Annotated in this window: 25 protein-coding genes and 1 pseudogene; 13 read left to right on the forward strand and 13 right to left on the reverse strand. The window is 59.8% G+C overall.

The window, feature by feature from the left end:
- Positions 1–57: 57 nt before the first annotated feature.
- Together HZ99_RS16345 and cyaY are read right to left on the reverse strand one after the other, a co-directional pair.
- On the reverse strand, positions 58–276 hold the full coding sequence (locus HZ99_RS16345; protein ID WP_038444423.1) for a DUF1289 domain-containing protein: 219 nt from the start codon (positions 274–276) through the stop codon (positions 58–60).
- A gap of 2 nt (positions 277–278) precedes the next feature.
- Positions 279–611: an iron donor protein CyaY gene (cyaY, locus tag HZ99_RS16350; RefSeq protein ID WP_038444425.1), complete on the reverse strand. Its 333-nt coding sequence runs from the start codon at positions 609–611 to the stop codon at positions 279–281.
- Between the two features lie 239 nt (positions 612–850).
- Between cyaY and lptM the strand changes: the two genes are divergently transcribed.
- From lptM to HZ99_RS16380, 6 genes are read left to right on the forward strand one after another with little or no spacing between them, the layout of a single operon-like run.
- Positions 851–1,012, forward strand: a complete 162-nt coding sequence (gene lptM / locus HZ99_RS27890; RefSeq protein ID WP_038444426.1) for an LPS translocon maturation chaperone LptM — start codon at positions 851–853, stop codon at positions 1,010–1,012.
- Between the two features lie 9 nt (positions 1,013–1,021).
- Positions 1,022–2,269, forward strand: coding sequence for a diaminopimelate decarboxylase (gene lysA / locus HZ99_RS16360; protein WP_038444428.1), 1,248 nt, complete (start codon positions 1,022–1,024; stop codon positions 2,267–2,269).
- 4 nt (positions 2,270–2,273) lie between these two features.
- Complete coding sequence (gene dapF, locus HZ99_RS16365) at positions 2,274–3,104, forward strand: diaminopimelate epimerase (RefSeq protein WP_038444430.1); 831 nt, start codon at positions 2,274–2,276, stop codon at positions 3,102–3,104.
- Between the two features lie 13 nt (positions 3,105–3,117).
- Complete coding sequence (locus tag HZ99_RS16370; protein WP_038444431.1) at positions 3,118–3,843, forward strand: DUF484 family protein; 726 nt, start codon at positions 3,118–3,120, stop codon at positions 3,841–3,843.
- A gap of 2 nt (positions 3,844–3,845) precedes the next feature.
- Positions 3,846–4,745, forward strand: a complete 900-nt coding sequence (gene xerC / locus HZ99_RS16375; RefSeq protein WP_038444433.1) for a tyrosine recombinase XerC — start codon at positions 3,846–3,848, stop codon at positions 4,743–4,745.
- Entirely contained in the window at positions 4,742–5,437 is a 696-nt protein-coding gene (locus HZ99_RS16380) for an HAD family hydrolase (protein WP_038444435.1), read from the forward strand. The genes xerC and HZ99_RS16380 overlap by 4 nt, the downstream gene beginning before the upstream one ends.
- A gap of 131 nt (positions 5,438–5,568) precedes the next feature.
- Here HZ99_RS16380 and sutA read toward each other — a convergent pair whose 3' ends face one another.
- The 4 genes from sutA to glnK form a co-directional block, all read right to left on the reverse strand.
- Positions 5,569–5,892, reverse strand: coding sequence for a transcriptional regulator SutA (gene sutA / locus HZ99_RS16385; RefSeq protein ID WP_038444437.1), 324 nt, complete (start codon positions 5,890–5,892; stop codon positions 5,569–5,571).
- A gap of 118 nt (positions 5,893–6,010) precedes the next feature.
- A complete protein-coding gene (locus tag HZ99_RS16390; RefSeq protein WP_038444439.1) occupies positions 6,011–6,211 on the reverse strand; it encodes a YjbQ family protein in 201 nt (66 codons plus the stop codon).
- Positions 6,212–6,408: 197 nt separating this feature from the next.
- Positions 6,409–7,746: an ammonium transporter gene (locus HZ99_RS16395; protein ID WP_029289659.1), complete on the reverse strand. Its 1,338-nt coding sequence runs from the start codon at positions 7,744–7,746 to the stop codon at positions 6,409–6,411.
- A 34-nt stretch (positions 7,747–7,780) separates the two neighbouring features.
- Positions 7,781–8,119: a P-II family nitrogen regulator gene (gene glnK / locus HZ99_RS16400; RefSeq protein ID WP_002555808.1), complete on the reverse strand. Its 339-nt coding sequence runs from the start codon at positions 8,117–8,119 to the stop codon at positions 7,781–7,783.
- Between the two features lie 420 nt (positions 8,120–8,539).
- Between glnK and HZ99_RS16405 the strand changes: the two genes are divergently transcribed.
- From HZ99_RS16405 to HZ99_RS16415, 3 genes and pseudogenes are all read left to right on the forward strand, one after another.
- Positions 8,540–8,800 carry an accessory factor UbiK family protein gene (locus tag HZ99_RS16405; RefSeq protein WP_038444442.1) on the forward strand — a complete coding sequence of 87 codons (261 nt, stop codon included), beginning with the start codon at positions 8,540–8,542 and terminating at the stop codon, positions 8,798–8,800.
- 186 nt (positions 8,801–8,986) lie between these two features.
- A pseudogene (locus HZ99_RS16410) lies at positions 8,987–9,628 on the forward strand (magnesium chelatase domain-containing protein); the annotation flags it as partial.
- Positions 9,629–9,676: 48 nt separating this feature from the next.
- Positions 9,677–11,425, forward strand: a complete 1,749-nt coding sequence (locus HZ99_RS16415) for a recombinase family protein (protein WP_051903168.1) — start codon at positions 9,677–9,679, stop codon at positions 11,423–11,425.
- Positions 11,426–11,893: 468 nt separating this feature from the next.
- Here the strand turns inward: HZ99_RS16415 and HZ99_RS16420 are convergent, their stop codons facing one another.
- The 3 genes from HZ99_RS16420 to HZ99_RS16430 form a co-directional block, all read right to left on the reverse strand.
- Positions 11,894–12,439, reverse strand: a complete 546-nt coding sequence (locus tag HZ99_RS16420) for a recombinase family protein (RefSeq protein WP_038444444.1) — start codon at positions 12,437–12,439, stop codon at positions 11,894–11,896.
- A gap of 216 nt (positions 12,440–12,655) precedes the next feature.
- Positions 12,656–13,165, reverse strand: coding sequence for an OB-fold protein (locus tag HZ99_RS16425; protein WP_051903171.1), 510 nt, complete (start codon positions 13,163–13,165; stop codon positions 12,656–12,658).
- Positions 13,166–13,261: 96 nt separating this feature from the next.
- Positions 13,262–13,741, reverse strand: a complete 480-nt coding sequence (locus HZ99_RS16430) for a hypothetical protein (protein ID WP_038444445.1) — start codon at positions 13,739–13,741, stop codon at positions 13,262–13,264.
- A gap of 287 nt (positions 13,742–14,028) precedes the next feature.
- On the opposite strand from HZ99_RS16430, the gene HZ99_RS16435 reads away from it, so the two are divergent.
- Positions 14,029–14,952 (forward strand): YifB family Mg chelatase-like AAA ATPase, encoded by a 924-nt coding sequence (locus HZ99_RS16435; RefSeq protein ID WP_258869336.1) that lies wholly within the window; start codon positions 14,029–14,031, stop codon positions 14,950–14,952.
- A gap of 50 nt (positions 14,953–15,002) precedes the next feature.
- Here HZ99_RS16435 and HZ99_RS16440 read toward each other — a convergent pair whose 3' ends face one another.
- Positions 15,003–16,979 carry a methyl-accepting chemotaxis protein gene (locus HZ99_RS16440; protein WP_038444447.1) on the reverse strand — a complete coding sequence of 659 codons (1,977 nt, stop codon included), beginning with the start codon at positions 16,977–16,979 and terminating at the stop codon, positions 15,003–15,005.
- A 189-nt stretch (positions 16,980–17,168) separates the two neighbouring features.
- The gene (locus HZ99_RS16445; RefSeq protein WP_038444449.1) at positions 17,169–18,089 is read right to left on the reverse strand and encodes a LysR substrate-binding domain-containing protein; all 921 of its coding nucleotides are present in this window, start codon (positions 18,087–18,089) and stop codon (positions 17,169–17,171) included.
- A 152-nt stretch (positions 18,090–18,241) separates the two neighbouring features.
- On the opposite strand from HZ99_RS16445, the gene HZ99_RS16450 reads away from it, so the two are divergent.
- Positions 18,242–19,609: a NorM family multidrug efflux MATE transporter gene (locus HZ99_RS16450; protein ID WP_038444450.1), complete on the forward strand. Its 1,368-nt coding sequence runs from the start codon at positions 18,242–18,244 to the stop codon at positions 19,607–19,609.
- Positions 19,610–19,740: 131 nt separating this feature from the next.
- Here HZ99_RS16450 and HZ99_RS16455 read toward each other — a convergent pair whose 3' ends face one another.
- On the reverse strand, positions 19,741–21,414 hold the full coding sequence (locus HZ99_RS16455; protein WP_038444452.1) for a putative bifunctional diguanylate cyclase/phosphodiesterase: 1,674 nt from the start codon (positions 21,412–21,414) through the stop codon (positions 19,741–19,743).
- 268 nt (positions 21,415–21,682) lie between these two features.
- Here HZ99_RS16455 and rep point away from each other — a divergent pair, with 268 nt between their 5' ends.
- Together rep and HZ99_RS16465 are read left to right on the forward strand one after the other, a co-directional pair.
- Positions 21,683–23,692, forward strand: a complete 2,010-nt coding sequence (gene rep / locus HZ99_RS16460; RefSeq protein ID WP_038444453.1) for a DNA helicase Rep — start codon at positions 21,683–21,685, stop codon at positions 23,690–23,692.
- Between the two features lie 57 nt (positions 23,693–23,749).
- Entirely contained in the window at positions 23,750–24,322 is a 573-nt protein-coding gene (locus tag HZ99_RS16465) for a xanthine phosphoribosyltransferase (protein ID WP_029289761.1), read from the forward strand.
- 130 nt (positions 24,323–24,452) lie between these two features.
- Here HZ99_RS16465 and HZ99_RS16470 read toward each other — a convergent pair whose 3' ends face one another.
- Complete coding sequence (locus HZ99_RS16470; protein WP_038444455.1) at positions 24,453–26,375, reverse strand: acetyl-CoA hydrolase/transferase C-terminal domain-containing protein; 1,923 nt, start codon at positions 26,373–26,375, stop codon at positions 24,453–24,455.
- Between the last annotated feature and the right edge of the window lie 99 nt (positions 26,376–26,474).

Genomic DNA, 26,474 nt, shown 5'->3' on the forward strand with positions numbered 1-26,474 from the left:
GGCGTACCCGGACACTACCACAGCACACCAAATAAACAAGATGGGCCGGTCTGGAGGTCAGGCGCCAGCCTTGCGTTGCTCGGCCTGGGCGACGATCACGCGGCGCCGCTGATCGTCGGCGGAGCGCCATTCCCGGATGTCTTCCACGTGCCGGAAGCAGCCAAGGCAGACTTTTTGCTCATCCAGCCGACACAAACTGATACAAGGTGACGGCACGGACGGGCTGACATTGCTGAACAACGGCTTGGGCGGACGGGCGGGCGCGGGCTGGGTCACGATCAGATCTCGTCGAAATCCAGCTCGACGCCGGCTTGTTCCAGAGTGATGCGTGCAAGCATTTCGCTGAGCAGCTCGTCACTGGTGTCGTTCGACCAGCGTTTTTCTTCTTCGTCATAGTCGAAGTGAAAACCTCCGGAACGCGCCGCCAACCACAACTGACGCAGCGGCTCCTGGCGGCTGAAGATCAGTTGGCTGCCATTCTCGAACTTGACGGTCAGCACGCCGGCAGAATTTTCCAGATCCACGTCCAGGCCACTCTCGTCGAAAATATCCTCCAGCGCTTGCTGGGTCGCATCGACCAGGTCGTGAAAACGGGCTTCGGTCAAACTCATGGTGGGAACCTCAAAAAGTGTCTACTCACGCTCAAGCGCCGCACGATACGGAGGCGCCATCATGATTGCAAAGGATACCGATTTCATTCCCGCCCACCGCATGAAATATCCCAGAGCGATGTAGTCTACTTCACGAGATACTCGGCAAAGCCCCGCCGGACGGGTGTCCCGGCGCATAGGCAAGCTGGCGGGTGGTCGGTATACTCGGGCGCAATTAATGCATATTCAAGGATTTAGCCATGAAGCGCCTGATCTCTTCCCTTGCTGCGCTCGTCGCGGTCGCTTGCCTCGTCAGTGCCTGTGGTCAAAAAGGCCCGCTGTACCTGCCCGACGACAGCAAAGATCCGAATGAACAGGCGCAAACGTCGCAATCCAAAGCGCACAAGCACGACACCTACTAAGGGAACATCATGGACGCTTTTAACTACCGGGACGGCGAGCTGTTCGCGGAAGGCGTGGCGCTGTCCGCGATTGCCGAACGCTTCGGTACCCCGACCTACGTGTACTCGCGAGCGCATATCCAGGCGCAGTACCGCTCCTTTACCGACGCGCTCGACGGCGTACCGCACCTGGTGTGCTATGCGGTCAAGGCCAACTCCAACCTCGGCGTGCTCAATGTCCTGGCGCGCCTCGGTGCTGGCTTTGACATCGTGTCCCGTGGCGAGCTGGAGCGTGTCCTGGCCGCTGGCGGCCAGGCTGACAAGATCGTGTTCTCGGGTGTCGGCAAGAGCCGCGAAGACATGCGCCGTGCCCTGGAAGTAGGCGTGCATTGCTTCAACATCGAATCCACTGACGAGCTCGAGCGCCTGCAAGGGGTGGCTGCCGAGATGGGCGTGCGTGCGCCGATCTCCCTGCGCGTCAACCCGGACGTCGATGCTGGCACCCACCCGTACATTTCTACCGGTCTCAAAGAGAACAAGTTCGGTATCGCCATTGCCGACGCCGAAGACGTGTACATCCGCGCCGCCCAACTGCCGAACCTGGAAGTGCTGGGTGTCGACTGTCACATCGGCTCGCAGCTGACCACCCTGCCACCGTTCCTGGATGCCCTTGACCGCCTGCTGGCCCTGATCGACCGTCTCGGCGAATGCGGCATCTACCTGCATCACATCGATCTCGGTGGTGGCGTGGGCGTGCGTTATCGCGATGAAGAGCCACCGCTGATTGCCGACTACATCCAGGCCGTGCGCGAGCGCATCGAAGGCCGCGACCTGACGCTGATGTTCGAGCCGGGCCGCTATATTGTCGCCAATGCCGGCGTGCTGCTGACCCAGGTCGAGTACCTCAAGCACACCGAATACAAGGATTTCGCCATCGTCGATGCGGCGATGAACGACCTGATCCGCCCGGCGCTGTACCAGGCGTGGATGAACGTCACCGCCGTGACGCCTCGTGACAGCGAAGCGCGCGCCTATGACATCGTTGGCCCGATCTGCGAAACCGGCGACTTCCTGGCCAAGGACCGTGAACTGGCCCTGGAAGAAGGCGATCTGCTGGCCGTGCATTCGGCCGGTGCCTATGGGTTTGTCATGAGTTCCAACTACAACACCCGCGGACGTACCGCCGAAGTGTTGGTGGACGGTGATCAAGCGTTTGAAGTGCGTCGCCGCGAGACGGTAGCCGAGTTGTTTGCTGGCGAAAGCCTGCTGCCGGAGTAATCCCATGCTGCTGCGTTTTACCAAGATGCACGGCCTGGGCAATGACTTCATGGTCCTTGACCTGGTCAGCCAGCACGCGCATATCCTGCCCAAGCACGCCAAGCTGTGGGGTGACCGGCATACCGGGATTGGCTTCGATCAACTGCTGATCGTCGAGGCGCCGAGCAACCCGGAGGTGGACTTCCGCTACCGGATCTTCAACTCCGACGGTTCCGAAGTGGAACAGTGCGGCAACGGCGCGCGCTGCTTCGCGCGCTTTGTGCTGGACAAGCGCCTGACTGCCAAGCGGCAGATTCGCGTCGAGACCAAAAGCGGCATTATCGAGCTGGATATCCGCAGCGACGGCCAGATCAGCGTCGACATGGGCGCCCCACGCCAGGTACCGGCCGATATTCCGTTCCAGGCTGATGCCCAGGCGTTGAGTTATCCGCTGGAGGTCGACGGCACTGTCGTCGAGATCGCCGCCGTGTCCATGGGCAACCCCCATGCGGTACTGCGGGTCAACGACATCAACAATGCGCCGGTACATGAGCTGGGGCCGAAGATCGAACACCACCCGCGCTTTCCGGCACGGGTCAACGTCGGTTTCCTGCAGGTCATCGACCGCTCCCGTGCGCAATTGCGTGTGTGGGAACGCGGAGCCGGGGAGACCCAGGCCTGTGGCACTGGCGCTTGCGCCGCCGCCGTGGCCGCGATCAGCCAGGGCTGGATGGACTCGCCACTGTTGATCGACCTGCCCGGCGGACGCCTGTCCATCGAATGGGCAGGCCCAGGCCAACCGGTGAAGATGACCGGCCCGGCATCCCGCGTATACGAAGGACAGGTCCGTCTATGAGAGCGACTCGCCAATGACCGATAAGCCCCAGGCACCCGCCAAACAGCCCGAAGGATCTCCTTGCAAAAACCTGGAGGCAGCGGCCGTCGCCGCTTACCTGGAGGCTAACCCGGACTTCTTCGTCGAACACGACGGGCTGCTGCCGGCCCTGCGCATCCCTCACCAGCGCGGCGATACCGTGTCCCTGGTGGAGCGGCAGATGAAGATCCTGCGCGAGCGCAACATCGAAATGCGCCATCGGCTCTCGCAGTTGATGGATGTGGCCCGCGACAACGACCGCCTGTTCGACAAGACCCGCCGGCTGATCCTGGCGTTACTGGATGCCGGCAGCCTGGAAGACCTGACCATTGCCGTCGAAGACAGCCTGCGCCAGGACTTCCAGGTGCCGTTTGTCAGTCTGATCCTGTTCAGTGACAACCCGATGCCGGTCGGGCGCTGGGTCAAGGGCAGCGAGGCGCAGACCGCCATTGGCGGCCTGCTGTCGGAAGGCAAGACCATCAGCGGCAGCCTGCGCGAGCACGAGCTGGATTTCCTGTTTGGCGAAGACCAGCGCGTGCAGATCGGCTCGACTGCCGTGGTCGCCCTCAGTCATCAAGGCTTGCACGGCGTCCTGGCCATCGCCAGCCGTGATCCGCAGCACTACAAGAGCACCGTGGGCACGCTGTTTTTGACCTACATTGCCGAAGTGTTGAGCCGCAGCCTGCCGCGCTTTACCACTGCCCTGCGCGCGGTGCGCTAGCCATGGAACGACAACTGGACGCCTACTGCGCTCACCTGCGCAGCGAGCGCCAGGTGTCTCCCCATACGCTGGAGGCTTATCAGCGGGACTTGAACAAGGTCCTGGGGTTTTGCCAGAAGCAGCAGATCAACAGTTGGAAGGCCCTCGATATCCAGGGCCTGCGCAGCCTGATTGCTCGCCTGCACCAGCAAGGCCAATCCTCCCGCAGCCTGGCCCGCCTGCTGTCGGCGGTGCGCGGCCTCTATCACTACCTCAACCGCGAAGGCCTGTGCGATCACGACCCGGCCAACGGCCTGGCGCCGCCCAAGGGTGAGCGCCGCCTGCCCAAGACCCTGGATGCCGACCGCACCCTGCAATTGCTCGATGGTGCGGTCGAGGATGACTTCCTGGCCCACCGCGACCAGGCGATCCTGGAGCTGTTCTACTCCTCGGGCCTGCGCCTGTCGGAGCTGACCAGCCTCGACCTTGAGCAACTGGACCTGGCCGATGGCCTGGTGCAAGTGCACGGCAAAGGCAGCAAGACCCGCGTACTGCCCATCGGCAAAAAGGCCCGTGACGCCCTGCTGGTGTGGCTCCCCCTGCGGGCCTTGAGCAATCCGCCGGACGATGCGGTATTTGTCAGCCAGCAAGGCCGGCGCCTGGGGCCACGGGCCATTCAGTTGCGGGTCAAGGCTGCCGGCGAACGGGAACTGGGGCAGAACCTGCATCCGCACATGCTCAGGCACTCCTTTGCCAGCCATCTGCTGGAATCGTCACAAGACTTGCGTGCCGTGCAGGAACTGCTCGGCCACTCGGATATCAAGACCACCCAGATCTACACCCACCTGGACTTCCAGCACCTGGCGACGGTGTACGACAGCGCCCATCCACGGGCCAAACGCGTTAAAGGCGGCGACTCATGAGCATCAAGCTAATCACCTTCGACCTGGACGACACCCTGTGGGATAACGTTCCCGTCATCATCAGCGCCGAAGCATCCATGCGCCAATGGCTGGCGACCCATGCGCCCAAAGCCGGCGACCTGCCCCTGGAGCACTTCGCCAGCCTGCGCCAGCAGGTGCTGCAACGTCATCCCGAGCTCAAACACCGGATCAGCATCCTGCGCCACCGGGTGCTGATGCTCGCCTTTGAACAAGCCGGTTACCCACAGCCGCAAGCCACGGAAATGGCCGATGTGTGTTTTGAAGCGTTTATTCACGCACGGCACCAGCTCACGGTGTTCCCGGAAGCCGAGCCGATGCTTCTGGCCCTGCGCCAACACTTCCTGCTGGGGGTGATCACCAATGGCAATGCCGATGTACAGCGCGTGGGCCTGGCGGATTACTTCCACTTTGCCCTGCGGGCCGAGGACATCGGCATCGCCAAGCCGGATGCGCGGTTGTTTGAGGAAGCGTTGCTGCGAGGCGGGGTGGATGCCACGGCGGCGGTGCATATTGGCGATCACCCCGGTGATGACATTGCCGGGGCACAGCAGGCAGGGTTGCGAGCGGTGTGGTTCAACCCGGCCGGCAAGGCTTGGGAAGCAGAAAAACAGCCGGATGCCGAGATTCGCAGCCTGAAGGAGCTACCGGAACTGCTAGCCCGGTGGCAGTAACACCGTCACGTTAATGTGGGAGCTGGCTTGCCAGCTCCCACATTTGTTTTGCGGTGTATTGTCGGGATTTGTTTCAGGCATGAAAAAGCCCGCAGCGACGGCGGGCTTTTTCAGCAAGCAAGTAACCGGCCTCAGATAGGCCGGCTGCCGTACTTGTTATCCGGCTTTTTCGGTGGATCTGCCACCACGTTGGCTTCGACTTCCTGCACTTTACCGCCCTTGGCGAGGAACTCTTCCATCGCACGGGCCAGCGCATCGCGCTCTTTGTTCTTGGCTTCAACGCTCGGCAACTCGTCAACCGACACAGCAGCCTTGGCCTTGCCCTTGGTGGTCGGGGCCGGTGCGTCATCGCCGCCGTCGTCGTCCGCTACGTCTTCGGCAGCCGCCTCAAGACCTTCTTCGGTTTCGTCGTCACCTACTTCGAGGTCGTCGTTTTCCAGATCATCGTCGCTCATGTTCTACCTCATGACTTGCGAAAAGCAGATTAGTTATAGCCCAGCTTCACCATCTGTCGAAGGCTGCCGGAAAAAAATCAACGTCCACCAGATAACCAGTGGCTTATGCCCCGCCACCCTACAAAGTGCCGAGGACTTTACGAGCACCGCCATAATCACGCTGCCCGTCCAGATAAACGCTTTGCCATGTGCCCATTGCCAAGTGGCCGGCCTTGACCGGCAAACTCAGTTGGCGACCCGATAGGCTGCCCTTGAAATGACCCGGGGCTTGGCCCGCAGGGTAATCAGGGTCTGTCGCCGTATACAGTTCTGCGCCCATCGGCGCGCATTCTAGCGCGCTCTGGGAAAAAACAAAGTGCCGAATACGCCTACATGCCTGTAAGACATTCGCATAGCGAAAAGTACCGTGTGGATCCGATCACAAACTCGACACAAAAATTCTCACACGCCGTCACCACAGGCAAATACCAGACAAAAAAATGCCCGGCAAGCCGGGCATGTTTTTTTCATACGCTCTTACAAGTTGTAGCCACGTTCGTTGTGTTCCGCCAGGTCCAGGCCAACCGCCTCTTCCTCCTCGGTCACACGCAGGCCAATGGTCAAGTCCAGCACCTTGAGAATCACAAAGGTCACAATACCGGTGTAGATCACGGTAAAGCCTACGCCCTTGGCCTGGATCCAGACCTGTGCGGCAATATCGGTCACTGTACCGAATCCACCCAGGATCGGTGCCGCGAAGACGCCGGTGAGAATCGCCCCGACAATCCCGCCAACACCGTGTACACCGAAGGCATCCAGGGAGTCATCGTAGCCCAGCTTGCGCTTGAGGCTAGTGGCGCAGAAGAAGCAGATCACACCCGACGCCAGGCCAATCACCAGAGCGCCCATCGGGCCTACGGTACCGGCGGCCGGGGTAACGGCCACCAGGCCGGCAACCACACCCGAGGCGATGCCCAGGGCGCTTGGCTTGCCGTGGGTGATCCACTCGGCAAACATCCAGCCCAGTGCCGCAGCCGCGGTAGCAATCTGGGTCACCAGCATCGCCATGCCGGCAGTGCCGTTGGCCGCTGCCGCGGAGCCGGCGTTGAAGCCGAACCAGCCGATCCACAGCATCGCCGCGCCGATCAAGGTGTAGCCCAGGTTGTGCGGGGCCATCGGCGTAGTCGGGTAGCCTTTGCGCTTGCCGAGCACGATGCACGCCACCAGGCCCGCCACACCCGCGTTGATGTGCACCACGGTGCCGCCCGCGAAGTCCAGCACGCCCCAGTCCCACATCAGGCCGCCGTTGCCGCTCCAGACCATGTGCGCGATCGGCGCATAGACCAGGGTGAACCAAATGGCCATGAACAGCAGCATGGCGGAGAACTTCATGCGCTCGGCGAACGCACCGACGATCAGCGCCGGGGTGATGATCGCGAAAGTCATCTGGAAGGTGATGAACACCGCTTCCGGGAACAATGCCGCAGGGCCAGTGATGCTGGAAGGTGTGACACCTGCCAGGAATGCCTTGCCCATGCCGCCGAAGAACGAGTTGAAGTTGACGACGCCCTGCTCCATGCCGGTGGTGTCGAACGCAATGCTGTAGCCGTAGACGACCCACAGGATGCTGATCAGACCGGTAATGGCGAAGCACTGCATCATCACGGAAAGAATGTTTTTGGAACGGACCATGCCGCCATAGAACAGCGCCAGGCCAGGGATGGTCATGAACAGCACCAGTGCGGTGGCTGTCAGCATCCAGGCGGTATCGCCGGAATTGAGGACCGGAGCCGCCACTTCGTCTGCCGCCATGGCCAGGCTGGGCATTACGATGGACAACAGGGCTCCTAGCCCTGCGAATTTACGCAGAGTCATATTGTTTTCTCCTGGGGCGTTGGGGTTTGGCGGCTTAGATTGCGTCGGTATCGGTTTCGCCGGTACGGATGCGAATAGCCTGTTCCAGATTGACCACGAAGATCTTGCCGTCACCGATCTTGCCGGTGTTGGCCGCCTTGGTTATCGCTTCGATAACCCGATCAAGATCCTTGTCGTCAATGGCGACATCAATCTTCACCTTCGGCAAGAAATCGACTACGTACTCCGCGCCGCGATATAGCTCGGTATGACCCTTCTGCCGACCGAAGCCTTTGACCTCAGTGACGGTAATGCCCTGCACGCCGATCTCGGACAGCGACTCGCGTACATCGTCCAACTTGAACGGCTTGATGATGGCAGTGACTAGCTTCATGAAAACTCTCTCCCGAATTGGTGGACTTGCCCCAGGAAAACAAACCCGTCTCAAGTCTAAGCGCAGTGCCTGGCTTTGTAACGCATCGTCGCCTCGGCAATTGCCTTTGCGACGCCAGCTAACCGTTGGTGACGAAACATGTACCCTGGTCCGTCAGCGCACTGCATTCGTCACAGCGACTGCATCAGTGCATGGGTCATGATCGTCTAAGCAGAAACCTTGCCAGCTCCGTAAACATCACTGAAATCAATCCGTTGCCCGCTTACATCCACCAATAGGCTTGTGCAGCAGCCTGGATACGCACAAAAACGGTGCATTCGTATTCAAGCCAATGCGCGAAAAGCGTGCGCAGCGCACTTGGAAAAGACGATAGGCGCTGCGTGATACACTGCTGGCCAACTGTTTCCCGGAATGTTTCCCATGCTCGCGCCCAAAGATCTCCTCGACGCCCTGAGCGGCCACGCCTCTCGCCTGTTCAGCGGCGACACCCCGCTGCCCCGCAATGAAATCGAAAGCCAGTTCAAGGCGCTGCTGCAAAGTGGGTTCAGCAAACTGGACCTGGTCAGCCGCGAAGAATTCGACAGCCAGATGGTAGTCCTGGCCCGCACCCGTGCGCGGCTGGAGAGCCTGGAGGCGAAGGTCGCGGAACTGGAAGCGCGGTTGAATCCACCTCAGGAATAACCGCCTCTGTAGGAGCCGGCTCGCCGGCGATGGCTGCCTGCCTGACACGGCGCTATCGCCGGCAAGCCGGCGCCTACAAGCTCAGCGCCTGGATACGTTCTGTAAAACCTGCGCACGGCGCCTCTCCCGCCCTCGTCTACCCTTGAAAAACCCGCAGCAAGCGGCCCTCCCTTTCAAGGAACGAGCATGTCCCTCGCCATTGTCCACAGCCGCGCCCAGATTGGCGTCGAAGCGCCAGCCGTCACTGTCGAAGTGCATATGGCCAATGGCTTGCCGTCGCTGACCCTGGTGGGCCTGCCAGAGACTGCGGTCAAGGAAAGCAAGGACCGCGTGCGCAGCGCCATTCTCAACAGTGCCCTGCAATACCCCGCACGCCGCATCACCCTCAACCTCGCGCCCGCCGACCTGCCCAAGGACGGCGGGCGTTTCGACCTGGCGATTGCCCTGGGTATTCTCGCCGCCAGCGTGCAGGTACCCGCGCTGATGCTCGACGATGTGGAGTGTCTCGGGGAGTTGGCGTTGTCGGGCGAAGTGCGAGCGGTGAAGGGTGTGTTACCGGCAGCCCTGGCAGCGCGCCAGGCCGGGCGCACGGTGATCGTGCCTCGGGCCAATGCAGAAGAGGCCTGCCTGGCCTCCGGGTTGAAAGTGATTGCGGTGGATCATCTGCTGCAAGTGGTGGCGCACCTGAATGGGCAGGTGCCAATCGAGCCTTACACGTCCAACGGGCTGCTATGCCTGAACAAGCCCTACCCGGACCTCTGCGAGGTACAGGGCCAACTTGCCGCCAAGCGCGCATTGCTGATTGCGGCGGCAGGTGCGCATAACCTGTTCACATTGTGATAGGTTACAAAACAATTGAAACCAAGCTCCCACGCCATGACCCACAAAGCATACAGCTACATCCGTTTCAGTAGCCCCGAGCAAGCCAAAGGGGACAGCTACCGGCGACAGCGTGATGCAGCAGTGAAGTACTGTATTGATCACGACCTTGAGCTTGCTACGGCCCGAGAGTACACGTTTCTCGATAAAGGCAAGAGCGCCTACAGCGGGCGTCATCTCGACGATGAGGGCCAGTTGAAACGCTTTCTTGATCTGGTCGAGAACGGCACCATCGAGCGTGGCTCATACCTTCTGGTGGAAAGCCTCGACAGGCTGTCGAGGGAAAAGGTGAACACTGCATTACCCCGATTCATGGACTTGCTCACCCAAGGAATCCGAGTAGTCACGCTTGCAGACGGACGCCTCTACACCGATGAATTCAATGAGCTTGATCTCATCATTTCAATCGTCCACATGTCGCGTGCCCACAACGAAAGCTCCATCAAAGGTGAACGTGTATCGGCGGCATGGACCAACAAGAAAGCACTCGCCCGTACAGAGAGGAAGCCGCTTGGGAAAGCATGCCCTTACTGGCTGACGCTCATTGATGACCAGTACCAACCGATCCCAGAACGTGCAGAAACCGTGAGGCTCATCTTCAACTTGGCGATACAGGGCTACGGCCAGGGTGTGATTCCCCGATTGTTAAACGAACGTGGCATCCCCGTCTTTGGCAGTCGCAATCGGAACCACTCTGGTGCATGGGGTACAAGCAGCGTATCCAAGCTTCTGGGAAACCGTGCTCTGCTTGGCGAGTATCAGCCAACGCATATCGTCGGCGGGAAACGAGTCAATGATGGTGAGCCTGTAGTTGGGTTCTTCCCGGTCGTGATTGAAGAGTCTCTTTTCTATCAGGCACAAGCGGTTCGTGCTGAACGTCGCATTCACAAGACGGGCAAGCAATCCGAACGATTCAATGTGTTCCAAGGGATCATGAAGTGTGGGACTTGCGGCGATTCGATGCATCTCGTTAACAAGGGACGCCCACCAAAAGGGGCAACCTACCTGCAATGTCATTCAGCCCGCAAAGGCGTATGCAAGAACGGTTATATTCGAGTGGAACGTGCAGAACGTGTATTGCGTGAAGTGCTGGCGAAGGTGGATAGCCTGAGCCTCGTACAAGCCAGTCAAGGCCAGACGATGAAAGAACTGGCTACCGTAGACGGCAAGATGCAGACCGTAAACGAACGCCTAGCCATGGCTGTGGCATTGATGACCGAAACTCCATCGTCTGCGTTGGCGGTACTGGTACAAAACCTCGAGGGTGAGCAAGCGACGCTGAGTGAAGAGCAACAACGGCTGAAAGAATTGCTGGCGGTCAATCAGGTAGTTTCCAAGAAGGACTTCTTCGCCCAACTGGACATAGTGTCATTCGAAGGCAGGCATGCTGCTAACAGGCTCCTGAAACGCCTCGGCATATTGATATCCACGTCTACCTCCAGTATCCGAAAGATGCCGGTGCAGATGCACAGCGTGTCAGCAGAAGGCATCCCCCAATTCCAGATCATTCATTTAGAAAATTCGATGATGTTCCTCTCCGCCCAGAAGAAAGTCGTCGAACTGAGAATGCTACAGGGAGAGATTTCTGCTGAGGAACGGGACGCTGCCATTCGCCTGATAGATCGCCTCAACAATCCACCGCTCATGGACTCAAGCGAAATTGCAAATCGGCTCAAAGCGATAGATTTCAGCAAGGTCAAAATCAAATTCACAGGCACTTTGCCAAACATAAAAACCTCACCATGAGACAAGCAGTCAACAGGACGAGCCACAGCGCCACACAGGACCAAAAGCACCAAAAGACTGTGTAGGGGCAAGGGTGCACAAGCAAGGCCACCCATAACGCCCCACAGGGGCTATCAGGCAGGCTCATGCCCCTGCATAGACGACAGGTCAACTGTGCCGCCATCCCCTCACTACGCCATATCAGCCCCGCCGTTTTTCGAACTTTGTACAGGGTGGGGTCGATCAAAGCGCCAGCCAAACCAATAAGCTGAACGCCCCATGAAATCACTGCTCGACGCCTGAGGTGTTTAGCAGGCGAAGGCCGGGGTCGCTAGAAAAGGTACAAAGGGAACCATAAATAACCCTTGTCGACCCCAACAGACGCTCTACTACGCCACATGGAAGCGATCAGCAAACAGAATGACCGACGCCCAAGAACAATCGAGCCCGCTCTCTGGCGGGCTGTAGGACGGTGTGAAAGGTCGTTAATCAAACAGATTCTTTCTTCATGGCTCGTTGTACCGTGCTCAGACTCACGCCAAGAGCCTTGGCAGTGTCGCGGTATGACGACCCGTTAGCGATGTGGGTACGGATGGCATCAGCGTTGGTTTTCTTCACACCGCCCTTGTAGACACCTGCGTCTTTCGCCTTCTTGATGCCCTCACGCTGGCGCTCACGAATCATTGAACGCTCAAACTCGGCAACAGCCCCCATCATCTGGAGCATCAGGTTCTGGTACTTGTCGTCGGCCCCAGTGAACAGCAGACCTTCTTTGTGGAAGCGGATAGACACGCCCTTCTCGTTCAAGGACTGAACCAGATTCAGCAGGTCGGACAGGCTACGAGCAAGACGGTCAATCGAGTGAACATGAACTGTATCGCCTTCACGGACTGAATCCAGCATCACTAGAAGCTGTGGACGGTTGGTGTCTTTACCCGAGCATTTGTCGGTGTAGACCTTGCCCAGTTGTACGCCGTCAAGCTGACGGGCAGTGTTCTGGTCTACCGAACTGATCCGTACATAACCGATGTCCATTTTCCATTCCTGTATTCATCTGGGTCTAGATTCTGACATTCTGCGCCGCCGACCAAGCGAAAACAACTCTGGGAGCCACGAAACTGTAGTCACCCGACAAGTGGTCATCAGGGTGTACCCAACTGAACACAGTGCAGAATTTAGGAAGTTGGCTTATCTGCAACAAGAGAACAGCAGACAGAAAGTCTGCCTGCTGCGCTTATACAAGGAAGGGATTTAAAGCAGGCTGCACTTTTTGGACATTGGGGTTTTGGCTACATCCCCACGACCAGTGCAAACCAAAGTGACCTTGCTGCCTTTTCGGAGAGCTGCAAGCTGCTGAGACTCAGATTTTTCGAAGCCGAATTGAGGCTCCATGAACTGATTCACTCCTCCACGCAAGGTCAAGTAGGGATCGCCAGTGAAATCGGTATTGATGTCAGACACAGTACCCGTGACTTTGAAACGCTGGCCTTTGAAGCGAGCGTCAGCGGCAACCGTGTTGGCCTGATAAGCAGATGCCAGAGTTTGAGCTGTGACTGTAGGCATCTCTGCAAACGCCTTTTTCTCAGCCTCAATCGCAGCTTGACGCTTAGCCACGTCGGCTTGCTGGCGCTCTAGCTGATGCTGCTCTCGTGCTGCCTGATCAGCAGCCTTCTCTTCTGGGCTCTTTAGAGCGTTGGTGATCATGCCGAGCACCATCAAACCACCAACGATAATGAATGCCCACTTGAACAAGAATTTCATAGGTTCTCCAACCTTTACATGTCTACCCTGACGGGGCCAAGGCCAATGATAGTTGATCGACAGGGAGCAGATCGAGGTAAAAATGGCCAGAAGCCTTCATTCTTCCTGTACGCAAAAGGCTTCGCCCTCAATTGAGTGCAGCTTGTCTTTATTCAGTACCGACCACCGATTGATCCCAGACTTGTCGAACAGCTTGGATAGGTCGTGTGGCTTGGCTTCCTCGATGACATGTGCCTGCTGGGACAGCCTCTCGGCTGACAGACGCCGACCAACAACATTCATGGCCGCAGGGAACGTTTTGTTTGCGATCCCTTCTAGGTCCTCCACCTTGGCTGTGGTGATGATCGAGAGAAACGCCTGATGGACAGCTCCCTTCTTGAGTGCTTGTACTCGAATCAGGAACGGTTGATCTGGACACCGCCTACGGAGTACCTGCTTGAATTTCACCATGTCACCAAGCAAGGCATGACTTTGTTCAGCATCTTTGTAAAAGATTGAATGCTGATACGACCACTGGTAGTCACGAAGGACAGTCAGATACTTTCTCTTGGTCTTGTCTTCACTGGTTTCACTCACACACTGATCTCCCTCTACAGATGAACATACTCACTCGGAGTCCCCCTCCTATACTTGTGCATTCAATCGATCTTCTACGTCACTGACCAACAAATGCTGGAGCCAGCGTCAACAATGGCGTGCGTTGAAGAGCAGGATGACGAATCGGGGACCGATTTGGGACCCAATTATGCATTAGTAGTGCGGTAAACCTCAAACCAGATCGCAATCAGCCATTTGCTTAGCAAACGCCCCAGAAACGTTGACCTCCGATACCAATAAAGCACCATTTGACAGATTAATCACACATGTTTTATGTGGGTTTTCAGGAGGTTTTTCGAGCAATTTCAGAATGTTTTGTATCAATACACAACCTGTTGCTCAGCGGGCCGCCCGGTACCGGCAAGACGTTGCTGGCCAGCCGCCTGCCGGGATTGCTGCCACCGTTGAGCAAACAGGAAGCCCTGGAAGTCGCGGCGATCCAATCGGTCGTCAGTCTCGCCCCCCTGTGCCACTGGCCCCACCGGCCCTTTCGCCAGCCGCACCATTCCGCGTCCGGGCCAGCGTTGGTGGGTGGCGGTTCGAAACCGCAACCCGGGGAAATCACCCTGGCCCACCATGGGGTGTTGTTTCTCGATGAGCTGCCGGAATTTGATCGCAAGGTGCTGGAGGTGCTGCGCGAACCACTGGAATCGGGGCATATCGTGATTTCTCGGGCGCGCGACCGTGTGAGCTTCCCTGCACGGTTTCAACTGGTGGCAGCGATGAACCCCTGCCCTTGCGGTTACATGGGCGAGCCCAGTGGGCGCTGCCGCTGCACGCCGGAGCAGATCCAGCGCTATCGCAACAAGCTCTCGGGGCCGTTGCTGGACCGGGTTGACCTACACCTCACAGTCGCACGGGAAAGCACAGCGTTGAATCCCGCCCGACAAACCGGCGACGACACCGCCAGCGCTTCGCGCCGTGTCGCCGAGGCGCGTGAGCGCCAGCAAAATCGTCAGGGTTGTGCGAATGCGTTTCTCGACCTGCCAGGCTTGCGCGAGCACTGCCCGTTAGAGAAAGTCGATGAAAGTTGGCTCGAGAGCGCCTGCGAACGCCTGACGCTATCCCTGCGGGCGGCACACCGGTTGCTCAAGGTGGCGCGGACCTTGGCAGACCTTGAGCAAGCGGATGCCATCGCTCGTCACCATCTGCTGGAAGCACTGCAATACCGACCTGCTGCAATCACTTGAGGCCACTGTAGGAGCAAGCATGCCCGCGCCTACAGTTGATTGAGGGTGTTTCAGCGAAACCGATCCACTTCCTGCCGCAACCCCGCCGCCAATACTTCCAGTTCCCGGGCGGTAATCGCCAGGTTCGAGACCACCTCCCGCTGCTCACTGTTGGCCAGCGCAATGCTCTGCAAATTACTGCTGAGCAAGGTTGCCGTGCTGCTTTGCTCCTGGGTGGCAGTGGTGATTGCCGCGAATTGCTGCCCCGCCGAGCGGCTTTGCTCGTCGATCCGCGCCAGGGCCGAGGCCACATCTGCATTGCGCGATAAGCCTTCCTGCATCAGCACATTGCCATGCTCCATGGTACTGATGGCATTGCCGGTTTCCTGCTGGATACTCTGGATCATCCCGGATATTTCGTCGGTGGCCTGACGGGTGCGTGAAGCCAGGCTGCGCACTTCATCGGCGACCACGGCAAACCCACGCCCTTGCTCCCCGGCCCTTGCCGCCTCAATGGCGGCGTTGAGCGCCAGCAGGTTGGTCTGGTCGGCAATCGAGGTGATCACCCCGACGATGCCACCTATTTCCTGGGAGCGCTGGCCCAGGGTATTGATCACCGTGGCCGTGCTGTTGAGTGCCGTAGCAATATGCTCCAGGGACGACGACGCCTCCTGCATCGAATGACGGCCGATGCGAGTCTGCTGGGCATTTTCCTGGGCCAAGCGTTCGGTACTGCCCATATTGTCGGCAATGTTCAACGAGGTGGCGCTGAACTCTTCTACTGCGCCAGCCATGCTGGTGATCTCGCCAGACTGCTGCTCCATGCCTTCATAAGCCCCACCCGACAGGCCCGACAGCGCCTGGGCGCGGCTATTGACCTCCTCGGCCGCCTTGCGGATATGCGACACCATGGTCGACAGAGCCTCGCCCATCTGGTTGAAACTGCGCGCCAGCTGACCGATTTCGTCATGGCTGGACACATTCAACCGCGCACTCAAATCACCGGCGCCCAAGGCTTCGGCCTGGCGTACCAGATCACCCAGAGGCTGCAGTTTGCTGCGCAGCAACCAGACCGCAGCCCCCACGGCCAACAGCATCGCCAGCACACTGCCGATCACCAGACGGATACCCACCGCCCAGGTCACGGCGCGGATCTCGGCCTTGGGCATGCTCGCCACCACCGACCACGGGCCACCCTCAAACGGTACTGCAACGCTGTAGAAGTCTTCGCCCTTATCGCTCCAGAACCGCCCCTGGCCAGGCTTCTGCGCCAGTTCCAGGATCATCGGAACCGCCTGCTCCAACGCCTGCACGCCGGCGGGCGGCACCAGCCAGTTTTTTTGCTCATCCAGCAGTGCCAGCGAGCCGGTCTGGCCAATGCGGAAACGCTTGAGGTTGGCGAACTGGGCATTCTGCGCGTCGGTGTAGTCAAAACCGATAAACAACACCGCAATCACCTTGCCACTGGCATCACGCACCGGGCTGTACTGGGTCATGTAGGAGCGGTCAAACAGCACGGCGCGGCCAATGTAGCTCTGCCCGGCGAGCAGGCGCTGGTAGGCCGGGCCCTGGCGATCCAGCACAGTGCCGATGGCGCGGTTGCCGTCCTGTTTGGTCAGGGAGGTGCTGATGCGGATAAAGTCTTCGCCGCTGCGCACAAACACCGTGGCCACGCCGCCGGACATCTGCCTGAACTCATCGACCTCATCGAAGTTGTTGTTCAACACTTCATCGCCCAGGTAGAGGCTCGGGGTCTGCACCCCGGCCACACTCACCACCTGCTCGGGACGCACGCTCAAGCCCGCGCCGAAGCGCTTTTCAAACAGCCCGCTCAAACGCTGGGTGCTCTCACGCAAGGTACTGTGGAAGGTATTGAGTTGGTCGGCGAGCAAACGCGCTTCGCTGGCCAAGTGTTCTTCGCGGGTCTGCAGGTTGGCCGAATCCAGCGAGCGCAGGGCAAACACGGTACTGCCGCTGATCACGACGGCCAATATGACCGACAAGGCAAGGCCCAGTTGCGAAGCTATGCGGGCGCGGGGTTGAGACATGACAGCTCCTGGCCGAGGCCGGATCATCCTGATCTCATAGCGCTAATCGGCGATTTTTTTGAAAAGGGGGCACGCTGGGCCGCATCGTCTTGGCGGCCCCGACACTCCTTACTTCGGCGGCCCGGATCAATACTTGAGCAAATCACAGGGGTATCACCCAAACGCATTGTTTGCGGGCGCTGCATCGATTCAGTCAAGCTGCTCGACCGCCGGCAAGGCCATGGCTCTGACCTCACTTTGCAGGAAGTCCGACAGCCTGCGCAGACGCTCACCGCCGGGTCGGGTCTTCGGCCAGACCAGGTAATAGCTTTCGCCGCTGGCCACCGCAGTAGGCCATGGCAGACTCAAGCGCCCCTGAGCCACATCTTCGGCCACCATCAGCAGGTCGCCCATGGACACGCCATAGCCCCGCGCCGCAGCAATCATGCCCAGCTCCAGAGTATCGAACACCTGCCCGCCCTTGATTGCGACGCGGGAGGCCAGGCCTGTGCGTTGCAACCAGCGGCGCCAGTCACGCCGGTCCGGCGTGGGATGCAGCAGTTCAGCACTGGCCAGGCGCTCCACGCCCCAGGGACCATCGTTGAGCAGGTTCGGGGCGCCCACCGGGATCAGCAATTCGGGAAACAGGTAACTGGCTTCCCAGTCCGCAGGAAAGTGGCCATCGCTCAGCAAGACCGCGCAGTCGAACGGCTCTTGATTGAAGTCCACCTCATCGATGCTCATCCACGCACTGGTCAACTGCACCTCATTGCCCGGCTGCAAATGGCGGAACCGACTCAGCCGCGCCAGCAACCAACGCATGGTCAGGGTCGACGGGGCCTTCATGCGCAGGATGTCATCTTCGGCATTCAAGGTATGGCAGGCACGCTCCAGGGCCGCAAAACCCTCGCGCACGCCTGGCAGCAACAAGCGCGCCGACTCGGTGAGCTGCAAGGTGCGCCCGCTGCGCTGGAACAGGCGACAAGCGAAGTGTTCTTCCAGGGTACGGATATGCCGGCTCACCGCACTTTGAGTGATGGAAAGCTCTTCGGCGGCGCGGGTGAACGAGTTGTGCCGAGAGGCCGCTTCAAAGGCCCGCAAGGCGTAAAGCGGAGGAAGGCGACGAGACATGAGGAAAACTCCGACGGCACGATCCCGGAACCCTACCAGAATCATCCTGGCATGAGTTTTAATCATGTAAACGATCGCATTTATCCCTTTGTGCAAAGCGCTGAGAGCGCCGAGAATCAACCCTTCTACCCTTTGTGCAAATATTGAGCGTGATGATCATGCAGCATCCGGCGCGTACCGAACTCTGGGCCATTCTGCGGCTGTCAGGGCCGTTGATTGCCTCGCAGTTGGCGCACATGTTGATGGTGCTCACCGACACCCTGATGATGGCCCGCCTGAGCCCCGAAGCCTTGGCCGGCGGCGGCCTGGGCGCGGCGAGCTATTCGTTTGTGTCGATCTTTTGCATCGGCGTGATTGCCGCCGTGGGTACCCTGGTCGCCATCCGCCAGGGCGCCGGCGACATCGAAGGCGCCACCCGACTGACCCAGGCCGGGCTCTGGCTGGCCTGGCTGATGGCGCTGATGGCCGGCTTGCTGCTGTGGAACCTCAAGCCCGTCCTGCTGATGTTCGGCCAGACCGAAACCAACGTGCAGTCGGCCGGCCAGTTCCTGATGATCCTGCCGTTCGCCCTGCCCGGCTACCTGACGTTCATGGCCCTGCGCGGCTTCACCAGTGCCATCGGCAAAGCCACCCCGGTGATGGTGATCAGCCTGTGCGGCACGGTCGTCAACTACCTGCTCAACCATGCGCTGATCGAAGGTATGTTCGGCCTGCCCAGGCTGGGCCTGATGGGTATTGGCCTGGTCACCGCAATTGTCGCCAACTGCATGGCCCTGGCGCTGCTGTGGTACATCAAATACAACCGCGCCTACGCCGCCTACCCGCTGGGCAAGGGCCTGTTGCGACCCAACCTGCACTACTTGCGCGAGCTGTGGCGCCTGGGCCTGCCGATTGGCGGCACCTATGCGGTGGAAGTCGGCTTGTTCGCCTTCGCCGCGCTGTGCATGGGCACCATGGGCAGCACGCAGTTGGCAGCCCATCAGATTGCCCTGCAAATCGTCTCGGTGGCCTTTATGGTGCCAGCGGGCATGTCCTATGCGGTCACCATGCGCATCGGCCTGCACTACGGCGGCGGGCATTTGCTCGGCGCGCGGCTGGCTGGGCGGGTCGGGATCGCCTTCGGCGCGACGGTAATGCTGGGGTTCGCCATGGTGTTCTGGTTGTTTTCAGACCCGCTGATCGGCCTGTTCCTCGACCATGACGACCCGGCTTTCGCTCAAGTGATCAGCCTGGCGGTCAGCCTGTTGGCGGTGGCGGCGTGGTTCGAGTTGTTCGACGGCGTGCAAACTATCGCCATGGGTTGTATTCGCGGGCTCAAGGATGCCAAGACCACCTTCCTCGTCGGCCTGGGATGCTACTGGTTGATTGGCGCGCCAGCGGCCTGGTTGATGGCGTTTACCCTGGATTGGGGCCCGACCGGGGTGTGGTGGGGACTGGCGCTGGGCCTGGCCTGTGCGGCGATTACCCTGACGTGGGCGTTTGAAAGAAAGATGAAGCGGATGATTGCCCAGACAAACTGAAGAAGGTACGCGTTCACTGTAGGAGCTGGCTTGCCAGCGATGGCGGTGGGACAGTCAGCTTCATTGCCAACTGATCCTCCGCTATCGCTGGCAAGCCAGCTCCTACAATGATTGAGGTCCCGGCACCGGCCTTAGATCACTTCGCCCAACAACGCCTGCTGGCTGCTGCCAAATGTCAGGTATTCCACCAGTTCCGCCAGCGGCAACGGCTTGCTGATCAGGTAACCCTGGGCCTGGTCGCAGCCAAACAGGCGCAACAACGCCAGTTGCTCCGGCGTTTCCACACCTTCAGCCACCACTTCCAGGTTGAGGTTGTGGGCCAGGTTGATCATGGCGTGCACCAGCTTGCGGTTTTCCTCGCGCTCTTCCATGCCGCCGACAAAACTCTTGTCGATCTTGAGCAAGGCAATCGGCAGGCTGTTGAGGTGGACGAAGGACGAAAAACCGGTGCCAAAGTCATCCAGGGAAAAGCGCACGCCCAGGCGGCCCAAGGCATCCATGGTCTGCTTGACCAGGTCGCTGCGGCGCATCACGGCGGTTTCGGTCAGTTCGAATTCCAACCATTGCGCCTCCACCCCACGCTCGGCGATCAAGCGGCTCAGGGTCGACAGCAACTGGCTGTCCTGGAACTGGCGAAACGACAGGTTGACCGCCATATGCAGTGGCGGCAGGCCGCGTTCGCGCAGGTCCTGCATATCGCGCAGGGCCCGGGAAATCACCCAGTAGCCCAATGGCACAATCAGGCCGCTCTGCTCGGCCAGCGGCACGAACTCACTCGGCGGCAACAGGCCACGTTCGCCATGGCGCCAGCGCACCAGGGCTTCGAGCCCGACGATATGCCCATCATCCAGGTCCAGCCGGGGCTGGTAATGCAGTTCCAGTTCGTCACGGCGCAGCGCCCGGCGCAGTTCGCTTTCCAGGTCGGCGAGGCTGCGGGCGTTGCGATTGATGCGTTCATTGAAGATATGAAAAGTGCAGCCCTGGGTGCTCTTGGCCTGCTGCATGGCGATATGGGCATGCCACATCAACGGATCGGCACCGGCCTTGGCGCGGGCATGGGCCACACCGAGGCTGCAACCGATCAGCAGGCTTTCGCCATCGACCCAGTAGGGTTCGGCCATGGCTTCAGTGATGCGCTCGGCCATCCACTCGGCACGATGCGGCGCACGGCGGGTGTCGATCAGCAAGGCGAATTCATCACTGCCCAGGCGCGCCAGTTGATCACCGACTTCCAGCTGGCTCTTGAGCCGCGCGACCACTTGCAGGATCAGCCGGTCGCCCGCCTGGTGGCCGAGGGCATCGTTGGCATGGCGAAAGTTGTCCAGGTCCAGGTGGCCGAGGGCCAGACCACGCCCGTCGTTTTCCGCCAGACGCGCGGCCAGCAGGGTCTGGAAACCCTGGCGGTTGGCGATGCCGGTCAGCGGATCCTGTTCGGCCAGGCGTTGCAGGGTGTTTTCCAGCAAACCGCGCTCGCGCACATGGCGCAGGCAGCGGCGCACCGTATCCACATCAAACCCGTCATGGATCAACCAGTCACTGGCGCCCAACGGCGCAACCAGCGGTTCCTGCTCCAGCAGCAAAATCGTGGGCAGGCTACAACGGCCAGGGCCGGGTTGCAGGCTTGGAGTGGTGAGCAAGACGGCCGTGCGGTCGTCGTCGAACAGGCTGCTCACCGACTCCCAGTTTGGTGCACTGATCAGCACAGCCCCATCGCCCATCGGCGCCAGGCACTCGCGCAACAACGCTGCCCACGTAGGCGTATCGGCCAATAGCAGCAAACGCAAGGGTTCGACAGGCGTAGACAAGCTAGCTCCCTAGACTGTGCAGGATTTCGTTGGCGGCGGGCATTATGACGTGCAGCCTGATAATGACCAATGATATTGGTTATCAAATACGTGCTGTGCGGCTCTAGATCGAACAATAGACCTAAAAACCCCGCACATCCTGCGGCAAAGTAACAAAACCGGCAAATTTAGATCGAGTGGTACGTCACACTGTCGTTCAGAGGCGGCAGAATCTTGCCAGCCTGTTAAAATGCCCGCCCTTTTCGCTCAAAGAATCCCAAAACCCCGTATGTCCCGACTCAATCCCCGGCAGCAAGAAGCCGTGAACTACGTCGGCGGCCCTCTATTGGTGCTCGCCGGTGCTGGCTCCGGCAAGACCAGCGTGATCACCCGCAAGATCGCGCACCTGATCCAGAACTGTGGCATCCGTGCCCAGTACATCGTCGCCATGACCTTCACCAACAAGGCGGCGCGGGAAATGAAAGAGCGCGTCGGTACCCTGCTCAAGGGTGGCGAGGGCCGCGGCCTCACGGTGTGTACCTTCCACAACCTGGGGCTCAATATCATCCGCAAGGAGCATGTGCGGCTGGGCTACAAGCCCGGTTTCTCGATCTTCGACGAGACCGACGTCAAGGCCCTGATGACCGACATCATGCAGAAGGAATATGCCGGCGACGACGGTGTCGACGAGATCAAGAACATGATCGGCTCGTGGAAAAACGACCTGATCCTGCCCGCCGAAGCCCTGGAAAACGCGCGCAACCCCAAGGAACAGACCGCCGCCATCGTCTACACCCACTACCAGCGCACGCTCAAGGCGTTCAACGCGGTGGACTTCGACGACCTGATCCTGCTGCCGGTCAAGCTGTTCCAGGAACACGCCGACATCCTCGAAAAGTGGCAGAACAAGGTGCGCTACCTGCTGGTGGACGAGTACCAGGACACCAACGCCAGCCAGTACCTGCTGGTGAAGCTGCTGATCGGTACGCGCAACCAGTTCACCGTGGTCGGCGACGATGACCAGTCGATCTACGCCTGGCGCGGTGCGCGCCCGGAAAACCTGATGTTGCTCAAGGACGACTACCCGTCGCTGAAAGTGGTAATGCTGGAGCAGAACTACCGCTCCACCAGCCGCATCCTGCGTTGCGCCAACGTGCTGATCTCCAACAACCCCCACGAGTTTGAAAAACAATTGTGGAGCGAGATGGGCCACGGCGACGAAATCCGCGTGATCCGCTGCCGCAACGAAGACGCCGAAGCCGAGCGCGTGGCCGTCGAGTTGCTGACCCTGCACTTGCGCACCGACCGCCCCTATAGTGACTTTGCCATCCTGTATCGCGGCAATTACCAGGCCAAGCTGATCGAGTTGAAGTTGCAACACCACCAGATTCCGTATCGCCTATCCGGCGGTAACAGCTTTTTCGGACGCCAGGAAGTAAAGGATCTGATGGCCTACTTCCGGTTGATCGTGAACCCGGACGACGACAACGCCTTCCTGCGCGTCATCAACGTACCGCGCCGGGAAATCGGCTCCACCACCCTGGAAAAACTCGGCAACTACGCCACCGAACGCAAGATCTCGATGTACGCCGCCACCGACGAAATCGGCCTGGGCGAGCATCTGGACACGCGCTTCACCGATCGCCTGTCGCGCTTCAAGCGCTTCATGGACAAGGTGCGCGAGCAATGCACCGGCGAAGACCCGATCAGCGCCCTGCGCAGCATGGTCATGGATATCGACTATGAAAACTGGCTGCGCACCAACAGCTCCAGCGACAAGGCCGCGGATTACCGCATGGGCAATGTCTGGTTCCTGATCGAGGCGCTGAAGAACACCCTGGAAAAGGACGAAGACGGCGAAATGACCGTCGAGGACGCCATCGGCAAGCTGGTGCTGCGCGACATGCTCGAACGCCAGCAGGAAGAGGAAGATGGCGCCGAAGGTGTACAGATGATGACCTTGCATGCGTCCAAGGGCCTGGAATTCCCCTATGTGTTCATCATGGGCATGGAAGAGGAAATCCTCCCGCATCGCTCCAGCATCGAAGCCGACACCATCGAAGAAGAACGGCGCCTGGCCTACGTGGGCATTACCCGTGCACGCCAGACCCTGGCCTTCACCTTTGCGGCCAAGCGCAAACAGTACGGCGAGATCATCGACTGCGCCCCAAGCCGGTTCCTCGATGAGCTGCCACCGGACGACCTGGCCTGGGAAGGCAACGACGACACCCCAACTGAAGTCAAGGCAGTACGCGGCAACACTGCCCTGGCGGATATACGCGCGATGCTAAAGCGCTAGAATCGACTACTTTTTAATCTACTTTCGGCGCCCCTTGCGCCACCAGAGGAAGCTTTTGTGGAAGCACTGCACAAGAAAATTCGCGAAGAAGGCATCGTGCTTTCCGACCAGGTACTCAAGGTCGACGCCTTTCTGAACCATCAGATCGACCCGGCGCTGATGAAGCTGATCGGCGACGAATTCGCCGCGCTGTTCAAGGACTCGGGGATCACCAAGATCGTCACTATCGAAGCCTCGGGCATCGCGCCGGCGATCATGACCGGCCTGAACCTGGGCGTGCCGGTGATCTTCGCCCGCAAGCAGCAGTCCCTGACCCTGACGGAAAACCTGCTGTCGGCGACGGTGTACTCCTTCACCAAGAAAGTCGAAAGCACCGTGGCGATCTCCCCGCGCCACCTGACCAGCAGCGACCGCGTGCTGGTGATCGACGATTTCCTGGCCAACGGCAAGGCGTCCCAGGCGCTGATTTCGATCATCAAACAGGCCGGCGCTACCGTGGCGGGCCTGGGGATTGTGATCGAGAAGTCGTTCCAGGGCGGTCGTGCGGAACTGGATGCCCAGGGTTACCGGGTCGAGTCGCTGGCGCGGGTGAAGTCCCTGGCCGGTGGGGTCGTGACCTTCATCGACTGAAGGTGAGCGAGCACAGTTAAAAATGTGGGAGCGGGCTTGCTCGCGATAGCGGTGGATCAGCCACTCATGGGCCGACTGACAGACCGCATTCGCGAGCAAGCCCGCTCCCACATTGGGTTTGTGGTGGCCGTTAGTGTGCGGTGGCCTTGAGGCCTGCGAGCAGCAAGCGCTGATACAGATCCTCTTTAAACCCCTCAGGCTTATCCAGACGCATGCGCACCAGATGATCGGGAAATGCCTCAGGCTCCGGTGCATCCAGCGCCGCCTTGCCCAGCTCCAGAATCTCCGTCAGCTTGAATTTGCTCTTGAGCCAGTTCAACGCCCGCAACAAATCCCGCTCTTGATCAGTGAAGTCACTGCCCAGCGGATACTCCGGAAACAGCCTTGAATGCCGCGCCTGCACCGCCTGCAAACGCTCGGGGGTGTTGTCGGCAAAGCGTGGATCGAGCTGGAAATCCTTGGGCAACTTGCCGGCTTTTTGCGCCTGCTCGATCAAGTCGGCCTGGAACCGCGAGTCGGTGATATTGAGCAGCGCCTCGATCACCTTGGCGTCGGTCTGGCCACGCAAGTCAGCGATGCCGTACTCAGTGATGACAATATCGCGCAGGTGCCGGGGAATCGTGCAGTGGCCGTACTCCCAGACAATATTGGAGCTGACATCCCCCCCCGATTCACGCCAACTGCGCAGGATCAGGATCGAGCGCGCGCCCTCCAGCGCATGGCCCTGGGCCACAAAGTTATATTGCCCGCCCACCCCACTGAGCACGCTACCGCCTTCCAGTTGGTCGGCAACGCCTGCGCCCAGTAACGTCACCATGATCGCGCTGTTGATAAACCGCGCATCGCGGCGCTGCAAGCGCTTGAGTTCTTCCTGCCCGTACAGCTCGTTGATATAGCTGATGCGGGTCATGTTGAATTCCAGGCGCTTGGCATGGGTCATCTCCTGCAAGCGCTGGTAAAAGCTGCGTGGCCCCAGGAAGAAACCACCGTGGATCGACACACCATCCGGCTGTGCCGCATCGTCCAGCAGGCCCGCGTTGGCCTGTTCCTGCGTCGCCACATCCGGGTACACCTTGCGTCGCACAATCCCGGCGTCGGCCAGCACCAGCAGGCCGTTGACGAACATTTCGCTGCAACCATAAAGGCCCCGGGCGAACGGCTCGACCCCGCCTTCACGACTGATCAACGGCGCCCATTGGTACACATCCAGGTCGGTGAGCAACTGCCGGTAGCCTTCGTTATCGGCCTGGCGCGCCAGCAGTGCGGCGGTCAGGGCATCGCCCATCGAACCGATGCCGATCTGCAAGGTACCGCCATCACGCACCAGGGTACTGGCGTGCAAACCAATGAAGTGGTCCTGCAAACCCACAGGCATGTTCGGCGTGGAAAACAGCGTGGTGCAGTCTTTTTCATCGATCAGGAAGTCGAACTGATCCATGGCCAGCTCGGCATCACCGGGCATATAGGGCAAACCTTCATGCACCTGGCCGACCACCAGGATGGTCTCCCCGGCCGCGCGGCGCCTGGCGATCATCGGCAACAGGTCGAGGGTAATATCGGGGTTGCAGCTCAGGCTCAGGCGATCCGGGTGCTCGCTGCTGCTGGCCACCAACTGGGCAACCAGGTTCAGGCCTGCGGCATTGATATCGCGGGCGGCGTGGCTGTAGTTGCTGCTGACGTAATCCTGCTGGGCCGAAGCGCTATGCAGCAGGCTGCCGGGCTGCATGAAGAACTGCTGCACGTGGATATTGGCCGGCAGGTTGTCCTTGCGCAGGGCGGCGAGGAAATCCAGCTCGGGATAATCGCCGAACACCCGCTCGATAAACGGCTCCAGAAAGCGCTTCTGCAAACCATCGCCCAACGGTGGGCGGCCCAGGCTCAGGGCGGTGTAGATCGTCAGCGTACGCTCGGGCAGCTTGGCGATGCGCCGGTACAAGGCATTGGCAAACAGGTTCGGCTTGCCCAGGCCCAGCGGCATACCCATGTGGATATGCGCAGGCAGGCGCGCCAGTACGTCATCGACCGCTTGCTCGATTGAACACAACTGCACCATCCGACCCTCCTGATATTCCATGAATAGGGGTTGGACCGAGCTTGCCGGGTCTTTGCTGCAATGAACAGCCTTGGCAGCCAAATTGCGCCCACAAAAAAG

This window comes from Pseudomonas fluorescens (assembly GCF_000730425.1).
GTDB classification, from domain to species: Bacteria; Pseudomonadota; Gammaproteobacteria; order Pseudomonadales; family Pseudomonadaceae; genus Aquipseudomonas; species Aquipseudomonas fluorescens_X.